General features: G+C 70.1%; 18 protein-coding genes and 2 pseudogenes. 14 read left to right on the forward strand and 6 right to left on the reverse strand.

The window, feature by feature from the left end; translation table 11 throughout:
* Positions 1-88: 88 nt before the first annotated feature.
* Together CG747_RS43375 and CG747_RS43380 are read right to left on the reverse strand one after the other, a co-directional pair.
* Entirely contained in the window at positions 89-964 is an 876-nt protein-coding gene (locus CG747_RS43375) for a universal stress protein (RefSeq protein ID WP_100607434.1), read from the reverse strand.
* A 108-nt stretch (positions 965-1,072) separates the two neighbouring features.
* On the reverse strand, positions 1,073-1,570 hold the full coding sequence (locus tag CG747_RS43380) for an AAA family ATPase (protein WP_100607394.1): 498 nt from the start codon (positions 1,568-1,570) through the stop codon (positions 1,073-1,075).
* 930 nt (positions 1,571-2,500) lie between these two features.
* Between CG747_RS43380 and CG747_RS43385 the strand changes: the two genes are divergently transcribed.
* From CG747_RS43385 to CG747_RS43415, 7 genes are all read left to right on the forward strand, one after another.
* Positions 2,501-3,172, forward strand: a complete 672-nt coding sequence (locus CG747_RS43385) for a CBS domain-containing protein (protein ID WP_100607395.1) — start codon at positions 2,501-2,503, stop codon at positions 3,170-3,172.
* Positions 3,173-3,731: 559 nt separating this feature from the next.
* Entirely contained in the window at positions 3,732-4,787 is a 1,056-nt protein-coding gene (locus tag CG747_RS43390) for an NAD-dependent epimerase/dehydratase family protein (protein ID WP_100607396.1), read from the forward strand.
* Positions 4,788-4,904: 117 nt separating this feature from the next.
* Complete coding sequence (locus CG747_RS43395) at positions 4,905-7,730, forward strand: cation-transporting P-type ATPase (protein ID WP_100607397.1); 2,826 nt, start codon at positions 4,905-4,907, stop codon at positions 7,728-7,730.
* Positions 7,727-8,386 (forward strand): TrkA family potassium uptake protein, encoded by a 660-nt coding sequence (locus CG747_RS43400; protein ID WP_100607398.1) that lies wholly within the window; start codon positions 7,727-7,729, stop codon positions 8,384-8,386. The genes CG747_RS43395 and CG747_RS43400 overlap by 4 nt, the downstream gene beginning before the upstream one ends.
* A complete protein-coding gene (locus CG747_RS43405) occupies positions 8,383-9,039 on the forward strand; it encodes a TrkA family potassium uptake protein (RefSeq protein WP_100607399.1) in 657 nt (218 codons plus the stop codon). The genes CG747_RS43400 and CG747_RS43405 overlap by 4 nt, the downstream gene beginning before the upstream one ends.
* A 219-nt stretch (positions 9,040-9,258) precedes the next feature.
* On the forward strand, positions 9,259-9,849 hold the full coding sequence (locus CG747_RS43410; RefSeq protein ID WP_257981144.1) for a cyclic nucleotide-binding/CBS domain-containing protein: 591 nt from the start codon (positions 9,259-9,261) through the stop codon (positions 9,847-9,849).
* Positions 9,850-10,065: 216 nt separating this feature from the next.
* Positions 10,066-10,422, forward strand: coding sequence for an MBL fold metallo-hydrolase RNA specificity domain-containing protein (locus CG747_RS43415; protein WP_257981145.1), 357 nt, complete (start codon positions 10,066-10,068; stop codon positions 10,420-10,422).
* 94 nt (positions 10,423-10,516) lie between these two features.
* On the opposite strand, the gene CG747_RS43420 is transcribed toward CG747_RS43415, so the two are convergent.
* Complete coding sequence (locus CG747_RS43420) at positions 10,517-11,920, reverse strand: ArsR family transcriptional regulator (protein WP_308303849.1); 1,404 nt, start codon at positions 11,918-11,920, stop codon at positions 10,517-10,519.
* 499 nt (positions 11,921-12,419) lie between these two features.
* On the opposite strand from CG747_RS43420, the gene CG747_RS43425 reads away from it, so the two are divergent.
* Positions 12,420-12,857: an archease gene (locus CG747_RS43425; protein ID WP_100607401.1), complete on the forward strand. Its 438-nt coding sequence runs from the start codon at positions 12,420-12,422 to the stop codon at positions 12,855-12,857.
* A 333-nt stretch (positions 12,858-13,190) separates the two neighbouring features.
* Here the strand turns inward: CG747_RS43425 and CG747_RS43430 are convergent, their stop codons facing one another.
* The gene (locus CG747_RS43430) at positions 13,191-14,603 is read right to left on the reverse strand and encodes an RtcB family protein (RefSeq protein WP_308303850.1); all 1,413 of its coding nucleotides are present in this window, start codon (positions 14,601-14,603) and stop codon (positions 13,191-13,193) included.
* 468 nt (positions 14,604-15,071) lie between these two features.
* On the opposite strand from CG747_RS43430, the gene CG747_RS50430 reads away from it, so the two are divergent.
* Complete coding sequence (locus tag CG747_RS50430) at positions 15,072-15,365, forward strand: hypothetical protein (protein WP_257981146.1); 294 nt, start codon at positions 15,072-15,074, stop codon at positions 15,363-15,365.
* 1,010 nt (positions 15,366-16,375) lie between these two features.
* Positions 16,376-18,868, forward strand: coding sequence for a DUF4118 domain-containing protein (locus CG747_RS43440; protein ID WP_100607436.1), 2,493 nt, complete (start codon positions 16,376-16,378; stop codon positions 18,866-18,868).
* Between the two features lie 120 nt (positions 18,869-18,988).
* Here the strand turns inward: CG747_RS43440 and CG747_RS43445 are convergent, their stop codons facing one another.
* The gene (locus CG747_RS43445; protein ID WP_308303851.1) at positions 18,989-19,702 is read right to left on the reverse strand and encodes a universal stress protein; all 714 of its coding nucleotides are present in this window, start codon (positions 19,700-19,702) and stop codon (positions 18,989-18,991) included.
* Entirely contained in the window at positions 19,675-19,899 is a 225-nt protein-coding gene (locus CG747_RS50855; protein WP_308303852.1) for a universal stress protein, read from the reverse strand. The genes CG747_RS43445 and CG747_RS50855 overlap by 28 nt, the downstream gene beginning before the upstream one ends.
* Positions 19,900-20,071: 172 nt before the next feature.
* On the opposite strand from CG747_RS50855, the gene CG747_RS43450 reads away from it, so the two are divergent.
* The 4 genes and pseudogenes from CG747_RS43450 to CG747_RS50435 form a co-directional block, all read left to right on the forward strand.
* Positions 20,072-20,530, forward strand: coding sequence for a pyridoxamine 5'-phosphate oxidase family protein (locus tag CG747_RS43450; protein WP_100607404.1), 459 nt, complete (start codon positions 20,072-20,074; stop codon positions 20,528-20,530).
* A gap of 246 nt (positions 20,531-20,776) precedes the next feature.
* Positions 20,777-21,906 (forward strand): annotated as a pseudogene (locus tag CG747_RS43455) (AMP-binding protein); the annotation flags it as partial.
* A gap of 225 nt (positions 21,907-22,131) precedes the next feature.
* Complete coding sequence (locus CG747_RS50860) at positions 22,132-22,428, forward strand: hypothetical protein (protein ID WP_308303855.1); 297 nt, start codon at positions 22,132-22,134, stop codon at positions 22,426-22,428.
* 92 nt (positions 22,429-22,520) lie between these two features.
* Positions 22,521-22,937 (forward strand): annotated as a pseudogene (locus tag CG747_RS50435) (thiamine pyrophosphate-dependent enzyme); the annotation flags it as partial.
* Positions 22,938-22,972 lie beyond the last annotated feature (35 nt).

Consider the following 22,972-nt stretch of genomic DNA (forward strand, 5'->3'; position numbering starts at 1 on the left):
CCAACGAGCTGAAGTCAGTAGAGAGCGTTGAAGTCGACGTCCGACGGATCAGAGTCAGATGTCTCGACCGTGCCTGTCCCCTCGTCGATCAGCGTGCGGCGGACGCGTACTCATGTTCACGCGCCGGTTGTCCGGGAAGCGGCACGGCGATGACGGGGCAGCGCGCGTAGTGGAGCACACCCTGGCTCACCGAACCCAGCAGCATGCCGGTGAAGCCGCCGAGCCCCCGCGTTCCCATCACCAAGCCCAGCGCATGGGCGGACGCATTGGCGAGCTCCTCCACGGGATGGCCGGTGACAACTTCGTGGTGCACTTCCACCTCGGGCCAGGACTCGGCACGGCCGGCCACGGTCTCGGCCAGCAGGCTGCGGCATTCCTGCTCCGTCGCGAGCTCTTCCAGTACGCCGAGCCGGTGCGGATGCCTTACATACAGTGCTCGCAGGACGGCGCCATGCAGGGCGGCCTCCTGGGAAGCGACGTCGACGGCGGCCGCCGAGTGCGCACTGCCGTCGACCCCGACGACGAAATAACGGGGCTGCTGAGTGAGGTGTTCGGGTTCGGGCACCACGACCACGGGACAGCGGGCGTGCGCCATCACCGGCAGCGCGACCGAAAGCGGGCCGAACACCTCCTGGACCCGGCTCAGGTGGTAGGAGCCCAGCACCACCATGGCGGCGTCCTGAGCCTCCTCCTGAAGCACCCATGCCGGCTTCCCCTCGGCCAGCAGACTGGAGAGCTCCACCCGCGGCTGCCGCGCATGGGCAAAGGCCACCGCCTCCTTGACCACTTGATCCCCGGCCTCATTCCCATAGCCGCCGGTAGGCCCTGTCACGGCGTGGACCAGCTGCAAGGGCACCTGCCGCAGGGCCGCCTCGTCCGCTGCCCAGGCCAGAGCCATCCGCTTGGAGGTATCCGGGGCGACACCGACCACGACCGGTCGGCACGGTTCTGCTGGGGCCGTCATCATCTCCCGGCTGCACCTCCAAGTCTCGCCCCCTCCAGCATGCCCCCGCCAGCAGGGGGTGTCTCGACGTGCGGTGGGTGCAGGACGTGGTCCGGGTACGGCAGGGCGCTACCACGTTCTCAGGCCGGCACCCTGCTGCTCCACATCCCCACGCAATTCCTGGTGCAGCTCCGCCGCATCGCGCTCCTCGAAGTGCGCCCGCCCGTGCAGGATGTCGGTCTCGGTCATTGGGAACGTCTCCTCGGGGGCGGTCGCCCGGCGATGGGCGACCCGGGCGCGTTGGGACTCCTCGTTCACCGGCAGGTAGACCAGGTGCAAGCAGGCGCCTTCGGCCTCCACCAGCCAGCGGATCGCGGATCGATCGTCCCGGTACCAACAGCCGTAGTCCACCACCATGTTGGTGGCCAGCTTGACCGCCTCCAAGGCGAGCCAGAGCATGCGCCCCTCCAGTACGTCGCGCTTGCCGTCCGCCTCCGCCTTGCCGAACAGGGGAATCATCCAGTCGTCGGGCGTCAGGCGCAGCACGCCGTGCTCCTCGGCGAGCTGCCGAGCTCTCGTGGTCTTTCCGGCCTCTGGCAGGCCGACCGTCAGGAACAACATGGTCACATCCAGACCGTTTCAGGGAAGCCAGGCGAGCGACACCCGTTTTTGCGTACCTGAGCATCCCGACCACCGGCGCATCCCGACTTCCAGGCCGTGACCGCATGCGGCTGAGGGCACGTGCAGGGCAGGTGGCCTGACCATCCCCGACCTTGTCAACCGGACCAGTTCATCCCTGGTGCATCGATGGTGGGTTGGAGTGCTGTTTCGAGGACGGCTCCGGCACGTAGCCGGATGGGGTATCCCGGCTGGGTGACCATGTTGGCGAAGCTCTGCCGGCTGGGTAAGAGACGACTGCCATAGCGTCCCATCCCTGGCCTGGGTCGCCCACGAGCGGGGTGGCGCCAAGGCCGTAGTGGAGAAGCTTCGCGCCGGCCGCCTTCGGGGGCCTTCAGCCCGCCCTGCGGTTCAGTTGCCGCATTGGTTCACCGACCGGCGCAGTGCCACTCTGACCTGCACGTTCCGCCGTGGGGGGCTACGACGCAGGCGCGTCGTCGTGCGTCTCCAGGCTCGGCCGAGCCGGAGATCCCCCGCAGGCACCCCGTCAAAGCTCCAGGACGCGCAGCCGCGGTGTGATGTCAGAGCGAGCGCCACAGCGGTGGCCCGGCCGCCAGCTGCTCGGCAGGGGCACCAGTCAAATGCCTTCGTGTCATGGGTCGTTGATCCGGAACAACAGCCGGATGGCACGTCGCACCAGCAGTCGGCAATCGCGAACCGTGGCTACTTTCGCCGCGGCTGTCCGTGGACCTGCAGTTCTGGCTGCCAACCCGCTCCGAGCAATCCCCGAGCTGCTCCGATCGGTGGGACCTTCGAGGGTGTGCGCCGCGTCTTCCCTGCCTGACGTGCCCGGAAGGCGTCGGCGATGCACCGGCTCCGCACCGGGCGGACAGTGAAGGGAGAACGTGCGCCCTCAGCACGTGAGGAAGGAGCGGGCACATGCTGCACCGGAAGGTCGGAGACCTCATGACGACGGCTGTGGTGAGCGTGCGGCGTGACACGGGCTTCAAGGACATCGCCCAGCATCTCGCAGAGCACGACGTCACGGCGGTCCCGGTCGTCGACAACGAGGACCGCCCGATCGGCGTGGTGTCGGAGGCGGACCTGCTGCGCAAACAGCAGAGCCAGCCGGATCCAGGCGGGCATCAGCCCGAGGCGCACCTGCCGCCCGGGGACCGCGCCAAGGCACATGCACTGACCGCCGAGGGGCTGATGACCAGCCCGGCCATCACGGCACGGCCGCAGTGGTCGGCGGTGGAGGCGGCCCGCGCCATGGCCCGCCACCGGGTCAAACGGCTGCCCGTCGTGGACGACGCCGACCGACTGGTGGGCATCATCAGCCGGTCCGACCTGCTGCACGTCTTCCTGCGGCGGGATATCACCATCGCGGAGGAGATCAGGGCCGACGTCCTGACCCGAACCCTCGGCCTGGACCCCGCCTCGGTCACGGTCCAGGTCACGGACGGACGGGTGACGCTCGGTGGGAGGGTGCCGCACAGCAGTCTCGTTCCCATCGCGATACGTCTGTGTGAAGGCGTCGACGGCGTCGTCGACATCACGAACCACCTCGGCTTCGATGTCGATGACACGCGAGGTACGCCACAGCCATAACCCCCGCCCTGCCCCGCAACCGCGGCTGTCCGGTCTGCGGTTCTACCGGCGGGGCATCCCGAGCACACGGTGCGCTGCTGCTCTGCCTGGTCGATGGGCATGCCCGAGTGGCCCGTGGGCGGGGCCGAAGGGCCCTGGTGTCTGGGCTTGCTCCGCGCGGAAGCTGAAGGAAGAGCCGGGGAGGTGAGCACGGTGATGTACTGGGACGGTGGCGGCTGGGCCTGGATGGCTTTCACCGAGGCACCAGTGACCCCTGTGCAGGGCGCTGGCTGCCGCCGGCCGTGCTGGTGAGCGCGCTGACCGCTTCTGACACCGGGGTCCCGGCGCAGCGGCCCCGTACGGAACGGAGTGCTCTTCACTCGACAGATGCTCACGGGCTGCCGACGCGACGCGTGCCGCGAGAAAGCAAGTCGCCGCACAGGTGCGGGGCTCGGACCGCCCGCGGAGACGTGCGGCCTCCGGGGCAGATCGTGCGATGCCGGCGCTGTCGTCTTACGGTGGCGGTAAGGGGGGGGTGAGCGCGAGTTTTTCACCTCACGCCGGAAGGCGGGCGGTACCCATGGCATCTTCTGGTATGCGGGTGGTGGTCGTCGGGGCCACCGGCAACGTAGGCACGAGCGTCATCCTGGCACTCGGTGCGGAGCCGGGCATCGCATCGATCCTGGGGCTGGCCCGACGGCTCCCGCGGTGGTCTCCGACGAAGACCAGGTGGGCGAGCGTGGACATCGCGGACGACAGCACGGACCTGGCCGATCACTTCGTCGGCGCCGACGCCGTCATCCACCTGGCGTGGCTGTTCCAGCCCACGCACCACCCGGCGACGACCTGGCGCACGAACGTGCGGGGCAGCACTCGGGTCTTCGAGGCCGCGGCTGCAGTCGGCGTTCCCACCCTGATCTACGCGTCCTTCGTCGGAGCCTACTCGCCCGGACCCAAGGACCGTGCCGTGGACGAGTCCTGGCCCACCGACGGTTGGCCGGAGTCGATGCTGTGCCGGGAGAAGGCGTACGTCGAGCGTGTCCTGGACGCCTTCGAACTCCAACACCCCAAGATCCGGGTGGTGCGGTTGCGGCCCGGCTTCATGCTCAAGCGCGAATCCGCAGGCGAGCAGCACCGCCTCTTCCGCGGCCCGTTGGTGCCCAAGCACCTGACCCGTCCGGAGCGCATGCCCGCGTTCCCGGACATCCCCGGCATGCGGTACCAGGCCCTGCACACCGACGATGCGGCCGGGGCATTCCGACAGGCCACCGTGCGCACGGTCCACGGCGCGTTCAACCTGGCGGCCGAACCGGTCGTGGACGCGGCCATGTTGGGAGAGATGTTCAGCGCACGCACTTTCCCGATGCCGGGCTGGCCGGCTCGGGCCGCGGTCTCCGCCGCCTGGCGCACGCATCTACTGCGCACGCCTCCGTCCCTGTTCGACGCCGTCCTGCACTTCCCGATCATGGATACGTCGCGGGCGCAGCGGGAACTGGACTGGACGCCCCGGTACACAGCCCAAGATGCGCTGCGGGAGTGGCTGGCCGGTCTGCACGAGGACGCGAGCTTGCCCACCCCACCGCTGGCCTCCTCGGCAGAGCGCTCCCGCCGGGCCGAGACTCGGGTCGGTGCTTGATCATGAAGCCGCCGGGGGCGGCGCGGTGGGCGGAGCCGCGGGCCCGGGTGGAGACGCTGGGGGCCCGCCCCGAGTACGAGCTCACCGCCGCACGGGGACCCCGGCACCGCACACGGCATGGCCCGGCTCCTGACTCCCGGTGACGGCGGCCGGGAGTCCGTCGCCGCAACCGGCCCGGCTGGCCCCCTCCTGCAGACTGTGCCGCCGGGGGAGGTCTTCGCCGCGCTGGACACCTCGCCGCGTGGGCTCACCGCGGCTGAGGTGACGGCGAGGCGGGACCGCTACGGCCCCAACGAGCTGCCGCACGCACGCCCTCGACCCCTGTGGCAGCAGTTGGCTGCGCAGTTCACGGATCTGTTCGCGGTCGTCCTGCTCGTCGCGTCGGCGATCACTTTTCTGGCCTACGGGCTGCAACAGCCCCGGGATCCGGGCACCTTCCGACTGGCCGTGGCCATTCTCGGCGTCGTGGTGCTGAACGCGGCCATCGGTTTCGGTCAGGAGTACTCCGCCGAGCGGACCGCGCAGTCGCTGCAGGCGATGGTGCCGCACACCTGCCGGGTACTGCGCGACGGGGAGCGCTGGGAGCTGCCCGCGCGTGAACTGGTGCCGGGCGACGTCGTCGTCCTGGAGGCCGGGGACGCGGTGTCGGCGGACTGCCGCCTGGTGGAGGCGCACGAGGTCTCGGTGAACAACGCGGCGCTGACGGGCGAGAGCGACGCAGTCGGCTGCAGCGGCGACCCGGTGCGGGCCGGGCCGCTGCTGGAGGCGCGTAACTGCGTTTTCATGGGCACGGATGTCGTCGCCGGGTCCGCGAAGGCCGTGGTGTTCGCCACCGGCGCGGCGACCGAGTTCGGGCGGATCTTCCGGCTCGCCGCGGCGGCGCCGAGGCAGAAGACCCCGTTGCAACGCCAGGTGGGCTCGATGGCCCGCCGGGTGGCGGGAGTGGCACTGGCGATCGGGGCAGCCCTGTTCGCGGTACGCGTACCTGCCGGGCAGCCGTTCGTGGAAACCTTCGTGTTCGCGCTCGGGGTGATGGTCGCCTTGGTGCCGGAGGGCCTGCCCGCGACGCTGTCGGTGTCGCTGGCGATCGGCGTACGGCGCATGGCGCGGCAGCATGCTCTGGTCAAGAAACTGCTGGCGGTGGAGGCACTGGGCTCCACCACGGTCGTGTGCACCGACAAGACCGGGACGCTGACGCAGGCGGAGATGACCGTCACACAGGTGTGGGCCGACGGCGCGTCGCATCCCGTCTCGGGGGTGGGCTACGCGCCGGTCGGCGAGGTCACCGATCCGGCGCCGCCCGTGCGCGAACTGCTCCGGGTGGCGGCACTCTGCTGCAACGCCCGGCTGGTCCCGCCCTCCGGGCGCGAGGGTTGGCGGGTACTCGGCGACACCACCGAGGGGGCGTTGCTCGTCGCGGCGGGCAAGGCCGGTATCGATCCGGCCGCCGAGGAGGCGGCCGCGCCGCGCGTGACGGAGTATCCGTTCGACTCGGTCCGCAAGCTGATGAGCACCGTGCACCGGGCTCCGAACGGCGAGATCTTTCGTGTGCACGTCAAAGGCGCCCCGCAAGAACTGCTCGCCCGCTGCACCGACATCGACTGGAGGGGCGAGCGGCGACCAGCAAGAGACGAACTGCGCGCCGAAGTCATCGCGGCCAACGACGAACTGGCCTCCCAAGGACTTCGGGTGCTGGCGGTAGCGTGGCGGCCGGCGACCGACCCCGGCCCCGCGCAGGACGAGGCCGAATCCGGGCTCACGCTGCTGGGCCTGGTCGGCATGCAGGACCCGCCGCGGCCGGAGGTCAGCGACGCGGTCAACGCCTGCCGGCACGCCGGAATCCGTATCGTCATGGTCACCGGCGACCACCCGCTGACGGCCGAGGCCGTCGCCCGCCGCGTGGGTATCGTGCGGCAGGCCGCCCCCACTGTCGTCACCGGTCCCCGCCTCGACGTCCTCGACGACGGCGCGTTGGACACGCTGCTCGCCGAGTCCGGGGAACTGCTGCTGTGCCGGGTCAGCCCCGAGCACAAGATGCGGGTGGTCACTGCCTTCCAGCGGCGCGGTGAGGTGGTTGCGGTGACCGGCGACGGCGCCAACGACGCGCCGGCCCTCAAGCACGCGGACATCGGTGTGGCGATGGGAGCCTCGGGAACCGATGTCGCCAGGGAGGCGGCGGTCATGGTGCTGCTGGACGACTCGTTCGCCTCCATCGCCACGGCGGTGAGGCTCGGCCGTTCCGTCTACCAGAACATCCGCAAGTTCCTGATCTACCTCTTCAGTCACAACATCGCCGAGCTCGTCCCGATCCTGGCCGCGACGTTCGCGGGATTCCCGCTCGTTCCGATCACCGCCGTGCAGATCCTCGCAATCGACCTCGGCTCGGACGTCCTGCCTGCCCTGGCTCTGGGGGCCGAGCCGCCCGAACCCGACGTCATGGACCGCCCGCCACGCTCCCGTGACGAACGGCTGTTCGCGCCCACGGTGATGGGACGCATCCTGTTCCTCGGCGGCATCCAGGCACTCGGCGTGTGCGTCGTCTTCTTCTGGCACATCCACGCCTCCGGGATCCCTTACTCGCACTTCACCGAGCACGACGCCGTCTACCGGGAGGCGATCACCAAGGTCCAGGCCGGGATTGTGGTCAGCCAGTTCTTCAACGCTCTGGCGGTGCGCACCGACCGGCAGAGCGTCTTGCGCATCGGGCTGCTGTCCAACCCCTGGCTGCTGGCCGCGGGGTGTTTCGGCATCGGCCTCATGGCAGCGATCAGCTATCTGCCCGCGCTACAGGCCGTCTTCCACACCGCCCCGCTGGCCGCTGCCGACTGGGCGGTCCTGGCGGCTTTCGGCGCGCTGCTGCTGGCCGCCGAGGAATCCCGTAAGTGGTGGCTGCGGCAACAGCGAACCGTGAGGCCCTTGGGAGGGAAGGGAGGAGAGCGATGAGAGTAATCATCGTCGGTTGCGGACGGGTAGGAGCCAGACTGGCCGCCCAACTCGCCGTCGAAGGCCACGACGTGCGGATCATCGACCGCTCGGCCAAGGCCCACAGACTGCTGCCTGCCGGCTTCCCCGGCCGGTTCCACGAAGGAAACGGCTTCAGCCGTACGGTACTTGCGGTCGCCGGAATCGAGCATGCCGACGCGTTCGTGGCCGTCACCTCCACGGACAGCAGCAACATCGTCAGCGCGCGGACCGCCAAGGAGACCTACCGGGTTCCCCTCGTGCTCGCCCGTATCTGCGACCCGGCCCACGCCGACATCTATCGCGAACTGGGCATTCCCACCGTCGCCAGTGTCCGCTGGACGGTGCATCGGATCCACCAGATGCTGCTGCACCGCCATCTCACGCCGGAGCTCTCCTTCGGCAACGGAGAAACCCTGCTGCTCCGCTCCGAGTTGCCCGCCTACCTCACCGGGCGGCGACTGACCGAGTTCGACGTCGACGGCGAGATCCGCGTCGTGGAGGTCACCCGGGCGGGCCGCTCGCTGGTGCCCGCGCACCACACCCCCGCCGAACCTGGCGACCTGGTCACCTTCGCCGTCGCAGCCACCGCCCTCGGCCGCCTGCGCGGCTTTCTCGACAAGGAGCTCGGGACGTGAAAGCCCTCATCGCCGGCGCAGGCCGACTGGGCACCCAGATCGCCCAGGTGCTCTCCGCGGCCCAGAACGAGGTCACTCTCGTCGACCGCGACGAGGACCGCATCGCCGAACTCGTAAGCCGCCTCACCATACGCCTGGAGGCCGGGGACGCCTGCCAGGCCGATTTCCTCGAGCACGCCGGAGCCCTCACCGCCGACGTCGTCATCGCCGCCACCGGCGACGATGCGGACAACCTCCTCATCAGTCTGCTCGCCAAGCGCCGGTTCGCGGTTCCGCGGGTCGCCGCCCGCGTCAACGACACAGAGAACACCTGGCTGTTCGACCACCGCTGGGGCGTCGACGTCCCCGTACCCGCCGCAACCCCACTGATCTCCCTCATCGAGGAGGCCACCGGCGCCACCGACACCGTCGCACTGCTCCGCCTCAGCAAGGCAGGCGTCAACGTCATCGAAACCGCGATCACGACACAATCCCGTGCAGCCGGACGGACCCTCGCCGATGTGGCACTCCCCGCCGGCACCGTCATCGCCACCGTCATCCGCGAAGGCCAGCCCACCGTCCCCACCCCCGAGGTACGGCTCCGCCCCGGTGACGAGCTGCTCCTTGTCTCCCACACCGCGACCGAGCAGGAAATTCACGCGGCCTTTCAATGACGACGGGAACTGGTGCCACCCGGGGACGGGCACCGACCAGACGAGCCGGGTGCCGCCGCCCGTCCGCGCGCCGACGGCAGTTCCGCCACTGGCGTCCTCCGTCCGTTGGGCGAGGTCGCGCAGCCGCTGTTCTTGGGGACGATGCCCCCTGTTGTCCACAAGGGTCAGGGTCAGCCGTTCGTCGTGACGAGGCCGCCCTGCTCCTCAGTACATACACTGGTGGACAGCGCCGACTTCCTCGTCGCCCGCACGGGACGGGCCATGACCGAACGTGCCAGGACGCCTTCGCGCATCGTGCTCGTGGGGTACACGACCGCACGTTCCGCCAGGGAGATCGTGGTCGAAACCGAAAGGAGCCGGCCGATGGACGTCTCAAAGTTGATGAGTGCTCCGGCGGTGGCCGTTCCGGTCGGGACGCACCTGCGGGAAGTGGCCCGCCAGATGGAAGAGTACGGGGTTGGTTGCCTGGTGGTCACGGACGGCGGGAGGCTGCAAGGCATCGTCACCGACCGCGACCTCGCGGTGCGCATGCTGGCCAGGGGGCTGGACGCAGAGGAGCGGGTGGATGCGGTGATGACCCTGCCCGTGATCACGGTGGATGTGACCGACGACGTTTACGACGCATACCGGGCTTTCCGCAACTCCGGGGTTCGCCGCCTGCCCGTACTGGACGGGCACCGGCCCGTCGGCATGCTGACCGTGGACGACCTGCTCATGGACGTCTTCCAGCGGGTGGGCGATCTCCTGGGACCGGTTGCCTGGAGCATGGTGGAGGGCCCAGCCGGGTCGTGCACCACGGATCAGAGCTGAGTGCCTCCTGGGCGTGCCGGCGCACGACGGCCGCGGTAGACCCGTCCACAGCGCCGGCCATGCCGGTGACCTCCGCGTCGTTCAGCCCGGAGAGGAGTACGGGCGGTTGCTGCGGGTAATGTCCGAAGCCAGCCCGTGCACCTTCGGACGGCAGATTCCGGAGGCGGTGCGCAGTCTGGCGCGCGCGTACGGTGACCGACTTGCGGGGTGGGACCGGTGACGGTCGAGTTCGGCGAGTACCTCCCCGTAGGTGCCGAGGTGGCGAACGTGCCGCACTTCTCGGCCCACGCGGACGCAGCGCAGATCGTGGACCGGCTGCGCGCCGCCTCGCCACCCCACACCACGTACCTGGTGCAGGGCGAGCCGGACGCCTCCGTCGCGCTGCGGGACCGTATCGCCCGGGAACTGGGGTGGTGCCACGAGCAGGAGAGAACGTCCTGGTCCGCTGAGCACCGGGCGAACCTTTCCACACGCTCGCCCAACCCGGCCGGAGCCGCCGGTCGTCCGGCCATGGGACGGCGAGGTGGGGGCGGCGTAGGGCAGGAGTACGCCCACTCCTTCGTACAGCCGTAGTTGGCGCTCCATCCGGACGTCTTGCGCGCCGTGGCAACGCAGTTCATGCTTCGCCGAGTCCAGCCGTATGACCCCTTGACCGCGTTACGGTCGGTCACTCGCCGTGGTAAAGCCTGTCGACGTCGACCAGGAGGACCTCTCCCCTGGCTTCCGCGGCCCGCAGTTCCGGGCCGAACCCGACCCCGCTATAACACGCCGGCGTGGCCCCGTTGACGTCCTCGCCGGCAGCCCCGAGGACGGACAGAACGTAGCGCAGCCGTTCCAGGTGATGGATGTCCATGGTCCCGTTCCAGCGGGCGAGTCCGACCGAGAGCAGGACACCGGGCCGCCCCTCGACGTTCCCTCGTACCGCCACGTCGACATGGAGAGGGGTGTGCCCCGCAGGGCCGGAGACGGTGCCGCGCACGGCTGTCTTGAATTCCCCTCCGAAGGCGTCGGGGGCGGCGTACTGGGTGGTCCAGTCCCGGCACTGCTGGGCGAAGTGCGGCGCGGCAACCGCGGTGTCGAACGTGGGGCGGACGCGTTGCCACACAGCGGCGGCGTCCTCCTGCTCGATCAAGGCGCGATGGGGCCATGCGACGGCGTGCTCGAAGGCCAGAAGCGGCTCGACAATGCGGTAGCGCGTCAGCGCGGGCCGGAACGCGTCGGACTCTGCGCGCAGGAGACCGGTGTTCCGCAGCATGGCCAGGGTGTGGGACACGTCGGGCAGCTGAGCTCCGATGCGCTCGGCGATCCTGCCGGGTGTGGAGCGGCCGGCAGCGATCGCGACCAGTACGGAGTGGGACAGCGCCCGGTCCGCGTGGTCCGCCTCCTCCTCCAGCAGATTGCGCGCCTCCCAGAACAGGGGGACGCGTGGGTTGAGGACGGTTCTGCACACCCAGGCGTCGAAGTCATTCGGGCCGGCAGGGGCGTCGCCACACACAAGGTCGCCTCGATAGGCGGGAGTTCCGCCCACGACGGCATGTACCTGGACGGCAAGCCGTGGGGATCGGATGCCCCAGAATCGCGCCGCCTCGCGGAAGCCGAAGGGCTGAACCAGGAGTTCCAGCGAGGCGAGCCGGTGCAGGGAGGACGGGCCGGAGAAGAGTCTCCGCATCAGGGATGGAGCCCCTCCGCTGAGGATGAGACGGGCCCGGTTGCGCTGACGCACCTCGTGCAGACGGCGGTATGCACCGTGAATGACGGAGGGCAGTGCCGGGCTCGGGCCCACCAGGTCAGGGAAGTCGTCGATGATCACGGGGACCGGGCGCCGGTCGCCCAGCGCCAGAAGTGCGTCCACGGCATGCTCCCAGCGCTGCCAGCGCGGTGGACGCGTCGCCCGGGTGTGCTCCGCGAAACGTTCTGCCAGGCGGTGCAGTGTCTGGGCCTCTGCTACCGCCTGCCCGTCGAAATAGAAGCCTTCGGCGGCCTTGGCGAGGGCTTGCAGCAGGAAGGTCTTGCCCTGCCGATGCTGTCCCGAGACCAGTCCGAGCGTGGCTCCGGGGCGCGGATCACTCACGAAGTCAGCCAGAGCGGCCCACTCGACCTCGCGATCGAACACCCGATCGGGTTTCGCCGGGTGGGCTCCAGCATCCGATGGCGACACGGACCGCTCCCTCGTTCGTCGACCGACGGCGTCGCGGTACGTCCAGTACACCTCCGGCGCCCGGGCCGCGCCCAGCCGACCGGCCGGCCCGTCCGGGGTACCCGAGGGTCTGTCGGCGTGGTCGCCGGGGCGTCGCGGTGCCCGGTCGGATTCCGGACTGTGGTTTCGGCGATCGATCGATCACCTCGATGTCGCCGGTCCTGGGCTGGTGGACGTGCGGCCACTCGGTCACCGCCGTACCACTCGCCGTGGGGACGCAGCGCGTGGCATGGTGCGAGGGTCGAAGATCTCATCGTTGGTTATGGCCGGCTGCTTCCGGACGCCTTCGGCCGCAGCCCGGCGACCGCCGGCCGTCTCACCGACCCGGCCGGGTCGCCGGTCCGAGGCGGACCGTCACACGAGGGAGGCGGGAATGGTTCGGCCGGAAGACCCCGCGCAGCTCGGCGGGCACCGCGACGTTCCACACACCGCGGATCTGCGGGTCGAGGCATGGGGCCCGACTCGTGAGGTGTGCCTGGCACAGGCCGTGCGGGGCGTCTGCGAGTCCTTCCTGGACCTGGCGGGCGCGGCCGGTGTGCGCCAGCGGGACGTCGTGGTGCACGGGGACACGAACGAGGACTTGCTGGTGGCCCTGTTGGAAGAGGTCATCTACTGGCTTGACGCCCACGACGAGGTTCCGGTCGAGGTGGAGCTGACCACCGTCCGCGATGGGCTGCGGGCCCGGCTGCGCATGGCGGACATCGGATCGCTTCCGGTGACGGGGGCTGCGCCGAAAGCAGCCACCCTTCACGAGCTGGCGTTCGATCGCGGGCCGGATGGTTGGCGGTGCTCGGTCACCCTCGACGTGTGACCGCCCCGTCTCCACGCCCTTGTCGGCCTTGCCTACCGCCGCTTCGGCCGGCGGCAGACCGGTCGGATCGGCCCGCTGTGCGCCTCAGTCCGCTGAGCGCCACCCGTCCGTGCGTGACCTGGACCGCGACCGAGGCGGGGTCCGGGCCGAGGGCGCGGGTCAGGACGTCGGCCCTGGTCTCCTCGGTGATGGTGGTGTCTCGCCGCACGACGCATGCGCCGTGGCGCGGTCGCCGGCCGGCAGGTGCGCCCCGGGCGGATGCCCCCGGCGGTTTGCCGGCGCGGTGGGCAACGGTTGCCTGTCGGCGGCGCAATGCGCGCGTACCGCCTGGATTCATCCTTTGACGACGCCGAGCGGGGTCAGCCGGGCGACCAGCCGGGCCAACCCGGCGCCTTCGGTGGCGGTGGCGACCGCGTCGACGTCCTTGTACGCGGCGGGGGTCTCCTCCGCGAGACCGCGCCAGGAGGACGGCCGGACGGCGATGCCTCGGGACGCGAGTGCGTCACGCACCTGCTCCCCGCGGACTTCGCGCAGTGCCCGATGGCGGCTCCACACCCGGCCGGCGCCGTGACAGGCGGAGAAGAACGCGTCGTTGGCGGGCGTGCCGACCATGACGTACGAGGCGGTGCCCATCGTGCCGGGCACGAGGACGGGCTGGCCGACCTCGGCAAGGTCCTTCGGCAGGGCCGGGTGACCGGGCGGGAGGGCGAGGGTGGCGCCCTTGCGGTGGACGCACAGCCGGCGCGGAGCGCCGTTTACCTCGTGGGTCTCGATCTTGGCCATGTTGTGGGAGACGTCGTACACCAGGTCCACGCTCACACCGGCGGTGACGGTGAACGCACGGCGTGCGGCCTCGGTGAGCAGTTGCCGGTTGGCGCGGCCGTAGTTGGCGGCGGCGGCCATCGCCCCGAGGTAGTCGCGGCCGGGTGGGGAGACGACGGGCGCGCAGGCCAGCTGCCGGTCCGGGACCTCGATGCCGTAGGCGCGCAGTGAGCCGTCCATGACCCGGACGTGATCGGTGCACACCTGGTGCCCGAGGCCGCGGGAGCCGCAGTGGATCATCACGCAGACCTGGCCGGCCCGCAGGCCGAAGGCGGTCGCCGTCCTTGCGTCGTAGACCCGGTCCACCACCTGGACTTCCAGGAAGTGGTTGCCCGAGCCGAGGCTGCCCACCTGGTGCAGCCCACGCTCCACCGCACGCTGCCCGACCTGATCCGGGTCGGCACCCGCCAGCGCTCCATGGTCCTCGCAGCGATCCAGATCGCGCGGGACGCCGTGGCCGCGTTCCACCGCGTACCGGGCACCGCCGGTGAGCAGCTTCTCCAGCTGCGCGCGTCCGGACAACTTCCACAGCCCGCCGCGTCCCATGCCGCGCGGGGTGGTGTCCCCGAGTATGTCCATCAGTTCGCCCAGGTGAGGGGCCAGCTCGGCTTGTTGTATGCCGGCGGCCAGCAGCCGGACACCGCAGGAGATGTCGAAGCCGACGCCGCCCGGCGAGACGACTCCGCCCGCGTTGACGTCCGTGGCGGCGACCCCGCCGATGGGAAAGCCGTACCCCCAGTGCACATCAGGCATGGCGAAGGAGGCACGGACGATGCCGGGCAGCGTCGCCACGTTCACCACCTGCTCCAGCGCTCTGTCACCGGCCGCCTGGGGCAGCAGCCCACGACTGGCGAAGACGACACCGGGCACGCGCATGGCACCCCGCCCGTCGATGCGGAACCGGAAGGGGCCCTCTTCAGTCACCGTGACGTCCATGCCGTGCTCGCCGAGTCTTCCTGGCCCACCTCAGGGGCCGGCTGGAGAAGTGAGCGGCTCACGCATGCCTCGCTGCCGTACTTGACCGGGACGACGTCCGTGAGAAGTACTCCTCCGCGGACGGCCCGGGTGCCAGAAGCTCAAGACGTCTCCCGCCTGTCCTCGCACGAAGTGCACGCAGCCGGCTTTCTTCCACTGTGAACCCGCTCGGAGCGCGGCGCACGACGCGTGTGCGCGCCCGTTCCACGCTCCGACGGCCCGACTCCGGTGGCGACGCGTCATCGGGCAGCGTTCCCCTGCCCGCCTTCAGAGGGGCCGGAGTTGAACCGTCGAGACCTGGGGCACGCGGGCGTGAGCAGGCGGCGGGGGCACCGTCGACCTGGACGTCCATGCCCACGCCAGGAGGCGCCGAGCCCGGCGATTCGGCCGACATGGGCGTGGCCTTGCCGGACGGCGGTGGGTCTTGAGCTGCCGCCCCTGGTCCACCAGCTGGCCACCGATGAGCGCGACTGGCCCCTGTGGGTCGCGGCCGTCGCCTTCACCGTGCTGGCGATCCGGCTGCTGCGGGCCTTCCCGCTCTCCGCCCTGATGCGGTACCGGCGCGGCGCCCGCGACCATCACGTATACGGTCTTCCACGGACCGGAACCTTCGGGATGGCCGCGCCAGTGCACCCCAGTCCGTGCACGGTACGGAATCCCATCGATCCTCTGCCGGTGATCACACCCACCGCCTGCATGGCCCGTTGCTGACCGGCAGGAGCGGACACGGCCGCTCCCACTCGGCATCAGTCGGATCAGCCCGTCCCATGCCATGGACAACGAGCGCTCCCGCCCCGAGATCGACCGGACATCCTCATCCGCACGGCCTTGTGGTGCCGTGCGGATGATGCGGCTGCCAACCGACTCGGCCCGCCCTAGCATGGAGCTCCGGGCAGGGGAAAGGAGAAGCCACCAGGACACCAACGATGCCGAAGGGGGACTCCACCGGGTCCGGGTTGTCCTCCTTTCTGAACATCGCCGGAAGCCCTGGAGACGGACAACCGCCACCCCGCCCGCGGAGTCCTGCACACGCGGCTGCACACGTGCCGTGACAGGCCGACCGTGGCCGCGCAGTTCCCGCACCACTGCCTGAGCTGCTGCGGAGCGTTTACTAGGACGACTGGGACCCCGGTGTCGTACCGATCAAGTACGACCGCCAGGGCTACATCGGCCGCTTCGTCCGCAAGGCCAAGGTCACCACTGAGGACGTCCCCGGATCGCCGCCGCGGCCACCGGCGTCGTACGCAAGCACGTCTCACCCGGGGACCTGGAAGCGGTACTGGAACAACTCCCCCACGACATCCGTGCGTTGCTTCTCCAGCAGACTGCCTGACCGACGACACGAGACAGCGCGCATCACAACAGCCAGGGCCTGCCGGCCAACCCGGCAGGCACGCCCCTCCCGCGGTGTGCGGTCAGCTGAGGCATGGAAAGTCCGAGGAGGCACTGCTGGGTACGGTCGGTCAGCGCTACGCCCAGCACAGGCGTCCCGTCGTCATCGTCCGCCCCGGGCACCCGATGGGCCCGTCCCTCCTGATCGGCAGCGAATCCACGCGGTGCCGGAGTCCCCGAGGGATTGTTCTGCTCACTCCACCGGGCCTGTGCCGTGCCGGCTCGACTGTGCGCTTCCGTCGCCCGGGTGCTGTCGGGAGGGAGGATGGAGCTGCGGGTTCCGGTTTTCCGGTCGGGTGGTGGTCCGGTACTGGAGGAGGCGGTCGGTGGTGTCTCGCGGGCGGTTGCGGGTGTATCTGGGTGCCGCGCCGGGGGTGGGGAAGTCCTACGCCATGCTGGCAGAAGGACAGCGCCGGCGGGGGCGGGGCACGGATGTGGTGATCGGACTGGTGGAACCGCACGGGCGCCGGCTGACCGCGCAGATGGCCGAAGGGCTGGAGCTGGTTCCGCGGCGCACCCTGGCATACCGGGGGCGTGAGTTCACCGAGATGGACCTGGGAGCGGTGCTGGCGCGGCGGCCGCAGGTGGCGCTGGTGGACGAGCTGGCCCACACCAATGTTCCGGGATCACGGAATGAGAAGCGCTGGCAGGACGTCGAGGAGTTGCTGGATGCCGGCATCGACGTGGTGAGCACGTTGAACATTCAGCATCTGGCGTCGTTGAACGACGTGGTGGAGCAGATCACGGGGGTTCGGCAAGCGGAGGTGATCCCGGACGAAGTGGTGCGGCGGGCCGAGCAGGTGGAGTTGGTCGACATGACGCCGGAGGCGCTGCGGCGCCGGATGGTGCACGGGAACGTGTATCCGCCCGATCGCATCGATGTGGCGTTGACGCACTACTTCCGGCCGGGCAATTTGACGGCGTTGCGCGAGCTGGCCCTGCTGTGGGTGGCCGACCGGGTCGAGGAGGGGCTGCGGCGGTATCGCGTGGAGCACGGGATCGAGACGCCGTGGGAGACGACGGAGCGGATCGTACTCGGGCTGGCGGGGGTGCAGGGCGAGGAGTCGCTGGTGCGGCGGACGGCGCGGATCGCCGAGCGGACGCCGGGGAGTGAGTTGGTCGCGGTGCACGTGGCGTGCAATGACGGCCGTGCCGGGGCGGATACGGCGGCACTGGCCGGGTCCCGTGCCCTGGTGGAGTCGCTCGGGGGCCGCTTCCACCAGGTGGTGGGAGAGGACGTTGCGGAGGGGCTGCTGCAGTTCGCGCGGGCCGAGAACGCGACGCAGATCGTGTTGGGGGGCTCCCGGCGCGGGCGGTTGCGGGGCCTGCTGGCGGGGGACCAGGTGGTGACCAAGGTGGTCCGGCAGGCCGGCCGCATCGATGTGCACATCCTGACGCACGACCGGATGGCGCGTGGGCCGGTGGTGACGTTGCCGCCGCTGACCGGTGGCCTGAGTCCGGCCCGCGTGGTGCGGGGGGTGGCACTGGCGGCGGTGCTGCTACCGGTGCTGACGTTGCTGCTTGTGTCGGTCCGCGGCTTCGGGTTGGCGGGCGAGTTGCTGCTCTACGTGCTGGCGGTCGTGGCCACTGCTCTGGTCGGCGGCGTGTATCCGGCTCTGCTGGCCGCCTTCGTCGCGGCGGGCCTCGCCGACTACTTCTTCGTACAGCCTCTGTACTCGCTGGCCTTTGCGCACGTCGGTGACGTGGTGGTCCTACTGGTGTTCGTGATCGTCGCGCTACTGGTCAGCGGCGTGGTTGAGCGGTTGGTCCACCGTGTCCGGGAGGCGGAGCGGGCCTCGGTGGAGGTCGCGACCTTGGCCGATCTGGCGACCGGGGCGTTGCGGGGGCAGGATGATCTGCCGGCGTTGCTGGAGCGGGTGCGGGAGACGTTCGGGCTTGCCGCCGTGAGCCTGTTGGAGCAGGACCGGGCGCGTGGGCGTGGTTGGTTCGTGGTTGCCAGCGCCGGGCGCGGGGCGCCGGAGCGACCGGAGGCGGCGGATGCGGAGGTAGCGGTGTCGGAGGGGGTGGTGCTGGCCGGTCGTGGGCGGCCACTCGACGCCGGAGACCGCAGAGTCTTCCGCGCGTGCGCCACGCAGGTCGCGGCGGGGCTGGAGAGCCACATGCGCCGGCAGCAGGCGACAGAGGCGGGGGAACGAACTGCTGCGGACCGGCGACGCGCGGAGGTGTTGCAGGCGGCCGCGCGCGATCTGAAACCGGAGGTCGCGATGGCACGGCGGATGGTCGAGCAACTCCGTGACGGCGAGGGGCGGCGCACCGCCGAGGAACGCGGGGCACTGTGCGACGGCGCCGAGCACGCACTGGATCGAGTCTCAGGTGTGATCGGTGATCTGCTGGATCTGAGCCGCCTGCACACAGGCGGGTTGGATGTGCTGTTGCGCCCGGTCGATGTGGACGAGGTGCTGGCCACGGTGATCGACGATCTGGGGCCGGGCGGTCATGAGGTGGTGGTGCGGTTGCCGGACGGACTGCCGGACGTGGTGACCGATGCCTCGCTGCTCACGCGCGTGATCGCAAACCTGGTGGCCCACCTGCTGCGTTGCCGGTCCACCGGCAACCCGGTACTGATCGATGCGTTGCCCGTGGACGGAAGAATGGAGATCCGGCTGACCAGCCGGAGAGCGGTCACGTCCGAGGCGGAGACGGCGCCGACCGGGCTGGTGCCGCGTCTGTGCACGGATCTCACGGAGGCGATCGGCGGCAACCTCCGGTGGGAGGGAAACGGAACCTGCGAGCTGACCGCGGTGCTGGATCTGCCGGCAGCGCGCCCGCTCAGTGGGGCAGATCGTTCAGAACGAGATTGAGCGGGTTTCGGGCGCCGTTGATGGTCCTCGACGTTCAGGGGCCCGCGCCGAAGCAGAGGTTGCGCCGCAGCCACCTGTGGTTGGGGCGAGGCGATGAACCGTCCGCGGCTGCGGTCGTGGTCAGTCGTGCGGGACGATGACGACGGGGCACGACGCGTGATGTGCGGCGGCATGCGCGACGTTACCCAGCCGCGGTGCCAGGGGGCGGTGTTGCCTACGCCGCCCGATCACCAGCAGTTCGGCGGCTGACGCCGCTTCCACGACGGCCCGGGCCGGACTTGCCAGCACCACGTTGTCGATCACTCGTACACCGGAAAACTTGTCACGCCATGGGCGAAGTACCTGTTCCAGGCGCTGCCGGATGTCTGCTGTGATCGTTTCGCGGGCGTCGGGGCCTGCGGCCCACGGCACGTACGCCTCCACCGGCAGGCTTCTCCCGTGGACGGCGTGCAGCGGCGCATCGTGCAGGGCAGCGGCCTCGAAGGCGAACTCCAGCAGGTCGTCGCAGTTCCCGTGCAGACTGATCCCCACTACCACTGCGCCTGCACCGCGAGGGGGAACCGGGCTGGAACGGGTACCGGCGCGTACCAGAGCCACCGGGCGTTCCGCCATGGCCACGATCGTCATGCTGGTGTCGCCCAGGAAGAAGCACGCGGCGTGGGAAAGTCCCCGTGATCCGAGCACCAGCAGCCGGGATCGCGTGGACGCGTCCAGCAGTGCGGCCTCGGCATCGGAGGCGACCAGGTCCTCGGCGACGGGGAGGTCGGGGTAGAGGTCGGCCACCTCCGCGTGCACGTCGTGCACGATCAACTTCGCCCAGTAGTTCTGATCCACCTCGGGGGCGTCCCCACCGCCTCCGGCGCGAGCATGGGCCAGGCATGCAGCAGGCGGAGCGTGAGCCGGCGACGGGCGGCCTCCTCGGCTGCCCAGCGGGCGGCCGCCCGGCTCTCGGCCGAGCCGTCGAGGCCCACAGTGACGACGTCGTCCATGGTGTTCGCCTCCATCTTGCCGGGAGCCCCGAGCGGTCTCACGTTCCCAGCGTGCTGTCGCCACGCCACCGACGACAGGGCCCCTCGGCCCAAACAAGCGGGGAACGGCGGCGGCAGGGCGACATACGGCCCTCGCCACAACGGCCCGAACCACCCTACGACCGAGGACCACCGGCCCTACGCCGCATCGGCGCGGTGCGCACACGATCAGGACATGGAATGGGAGAACGGCCTTCAGGAGCTGGACCGGGCAGAGTGTCTGCGGCTGCTGACGTTGGTGCCCATAGGGCGCATCGTGTACACGCACGATGCGCTACCCGCCGTCCTGCCGGTCAACTTCTCCCTGGATCAGGATCACGCGGTCGTCTTCCGGACATCGGCCCAGTCACGTGTCGCACTGGCCGTGGACAGTGCCGTCGTGGCTTTCGAAGCAGACTGGTTCGACGAGGCCACCCAGTCTGGCTGGAGCGTCGTCGTGACCGGATGTGCCCTGCGGGTCACTGACCGAGGGGAACAGGATCGGCTGCGTGCGGTCGGGCTCCGCTCGTGGGTGACCGTGCCGGCAGACGCCTTCATACGAATCGTCCCCGAGTTGGTAACGGGTCGCCTCCTGCACGGGCACCCGCACGGCGGTGACGATCGGCGCGCGGCGTCGATGGCCGACACCCCGTGAAGGCGGCGGCTTGGGCACGTCTGCCGAGCCACCCCTGCGGCCCCTACGTGGACGGGCGGGCCGTGACGATCCTGGAGAGGGCGCGAGGCTCCGGAGGAAACCGAGATGACATGGGAGACCATTCGCAAGGACGCTCCACCGAAGGTGACGCCGCATCTCGCCGACTACGCACGGGAATGCTCCGAGTTCACCTGGCTCCGGGCGCGGAGGATCCTGGACGGACTACCCGGCGGGCATGGACTGAACATGGCGCACGAGGCCGTCGATCGCCATGCGCGACCGGCGCAGGGAGACAAGGCCGCATTGCGCTGCATCGCGGCCGACGGCACCGTCACCACCGTCACGTACACCGAGTTGGCCCGCAGTACGGCGCGCTTCGCGAACGTCCTACGATCGCTGGGCGTCGGCCGCGGTGCCAGGGTGTACACGCTGCTCGGCAGGTGCCCAGAGCTGTACACGGCCGTACTGGGAACTTTGAAGAACACCAGCGTGCTCTGCCCGCTGTTCTCCGCGTTCGGTCCTGACCCGGTCCAGGAGCGGCTGCGGCTCGGCAGCGCTCGGGTGCTGGTCACCACGGCGGCACTGTATCGGCGGAAAGTCGCGGACCGCAGGTCGGAGCTTCCCGGGCTCGCGCACGTTCTCATCGTCGGGCCCGGTGCCGAGGACCTGCCCGGCACGGTGCCGTTCGACGCGCTCATGACCGCCGCGCCGGAACGGTTCACCATTCCCCCGACCTCCCCCGAGGACATGGCGCTACTGCACTTCACGAGCGGAACCACCGGTACCCCGAGGGTGCGATCCACGTCCACGAAGCCGTCGTCGCCCACCACGCCACGGCCGCCTACGCACTGGATCTGCATTCCGAGGACGTGTACTGGTGCACCGCCGACCCCGGCTGGGTCACTGGTATGTCCTACGGCATCATCGCTCCGCTTGTCCACGGCGTGACCGTGGTGGTGGACGAGGGGGACTTCGACGCCCTCCGCTGGTACCGCATTCTCAGTGAGCAGCGGGTCAGTGTCTGGTACACCGCGCCCACGGCACTGCGCATGCTCATGCGCACCACGCCGCGGCAGCGGTCCAGCACCCGGCACCCGGTGCACGACCTGCCAGCCCTGCGCTTCGTGGCATCCGTCGGAGAACCCCTCAACCCCGAGGCCGTGGTCTGGGGCCAGGACACGCTGGGCCTGCCCGTCCACGACAACTGGTGGCAGACCGAGACCGGTTGCATCATGATCGCCAACTTCGCTGCCTGCGAGATCCGGCCCGGGTCGATGGGCCGACCGCTGCCCGGTGTCCGGGCCACGGTGTTGGAACGCGGCGAGGACGGCCGCGCGCTGATAACCGACGGGCGGGTGAGGGAGGTGCAAACGCCTGACGTGACGGGTGAGTTGGCGCTCCGTCCGGGCTGGCCCTCCATGTTCCGCGGGTATCTGCACGACAAGGAGCGCTACGAGGCGACGTTCGCCGACGGTTGGTACCTCACGGGCGATCTGGCCAGGCAGGACGAGAACGGGTGGTACTGGTTCGTCGGCCGGGCCGACGACGTCATCAAGTCGGCGGGGCACCTCATCGGCCCCTTCGAGGTGGAGAGCGTGCTGATGGAACATCCCGCCGTCGCCGAGGCGGGGGTGATAGGACGGCCGGACCCCATGGCGGGGAACATCGTCAAGGCATTCGTCTCGTTGCGGGCCGACGCCGAACCGACCGCCGCGATGGAGCGCGAGTTGCTGGCCTTCGGCCGCCGACGCCTGGGCCCGGCCGTTGCTCCTCGGGAAATCACCTTCGACCAGAATCTGCCCAAGACCCGCAGCGGCAAGGTGATGCGCCGACTGCTGCGCGCCCGCGAACTCGGGCTTCCGACCGGCGACCTGTCCACGTTGGAGGGTTCGTCATGACCTCCGTCCACGGCACCCGCAAGCGCAGGACCAAGGCCGACGGGCGGGGCATCACGGCCCGGGGAGCCCACCGCGGCGAGCTGCTGCACGCCATGTTGCGTATCCGGCGTTTCGAGGAGCGGTGCGTCGAGCTGTACAGCGCAGCGAAGATCCGCGGCTTCGTCCACCTCTACATCGGGGAAGAAGCCGTCGCCGTCGGCGTCACCCACACTCTGACCGCTGAAGACGCGGTGGTCTCCACCTATCGCGAGCACGGTCACGCGCTGGCCCGCGGTCTCCCCGCCGAGGCCATCATGGCCGAGATGTACGGCAAGGCCACCGGCTGCAGCGGGGGCCGCGGCGGATCCATGCACCTCTTCGACGCCAGCCGTCGCTTCTACGGCGGCAACGCGATCGTTGCCGGCGGACTCCCACTGGCCGCGGGGCTCGCGCTCGGCGATCACATGTGCGGGCGGTTCCGGGTGACCTGTTGCTTCTTCGGCGACGGCGCCTACGCCGAGGGCGAGTTCCACGAGACGGCGAATCTGGCCGCTCTGTGGGGCCT

It is taken from the genome of Streptomyces sp. CB02959, assembly GCF_002803155.1.
Lineage (GTDB): Bacteria > Actinomycetota > Actinomycetes > Streptomycetales > Streptomycetaceae > Streptomyces.